1 protein-coding gene is annotated in these 698 nt (G+C 48.6%); it reads left to right on the top strand.

Features of this window, described 5'->3' with window-relative positions; translation table 11 throughout:
• Positions 1-604: Tn3 family transposase (locus GTH32_RS19285; protein ID WP_163088814.1), on the top strand; the 604-nt coding region annotated here is incomplete at its 5' end.
• Between the last annotated feature and the right edge of the window lie 94 nt (positions 605-698).

Genomic DNA, 698 nt, shown 5'->3' with positions numbered 1-698 from the left:
CGTAACTGAAAATGAACACGGCGGCACCAACCTTGCCCTGAAAAAGCCCATCAGGACGAATGTCATCGAAACGGGATGGCAGGATATTAGGCGCATTGTTCTGTCACTTCAGACAAAGCGAACGACACAGGCAATGCTGGTAAGAAAGTTGTCTGGTTATCCTTCGGGGCACCCGACATTACAGGCGCTGACGGAGTATAATCGACTGGTCAAAGCGCAATATTTACTGGATTACATAGACAATGCCAGTTTGCGGCAGTACGTTCAGCGTGCCCTTAACCGGGGAGAAGCGTGGCACTTCCTGAGACGGGCTATTGCGTCGGTGAATGGCGATCAGTTCCGAGGCAAAAACGAGAGTGAAATCGCTATCTGGAATGAATGTGCAAGATTGCTTGCCAACGCGATCATCTACTTCAACTCCGCGATACTGAGTCATCTGCTGGGACACTTTGAAGCGAGAGGAGATGAAGAGAAAGCGGGTATCACTCGTGCTGTTTCGCCCGTTGCGTGGCAAAATATCAACTTAAGCGGAACGTATAACTTCACTAATACTGGGAAATTGCCCAATATTGGCGAAATAACAAGGCCGATAGTGGATGATTAGGCTCCAAGCTGAAAGTAAACCACCTCCGCAGCCATTTATTGGTGTGGTCTACAGAGGATTATGTCTTTTTAGAGGGGAAAATCCCTAGAACCCC

It is taken from the genome of Alteromonas profundi, assembly GCF_010500865.1.
GTDB classification, from domain to species: domain Bacteria; phylum Pseudomonadota; class Gammaproteobacteria; order Enterobacterales; family Alteromonadaceae; genus Alteromonas; species Alteromonas profundi.
Note: the sequence above shows the minus strand (reverse complement) of the source record. Positions and strands in the feature narration are given on the sequence as shown.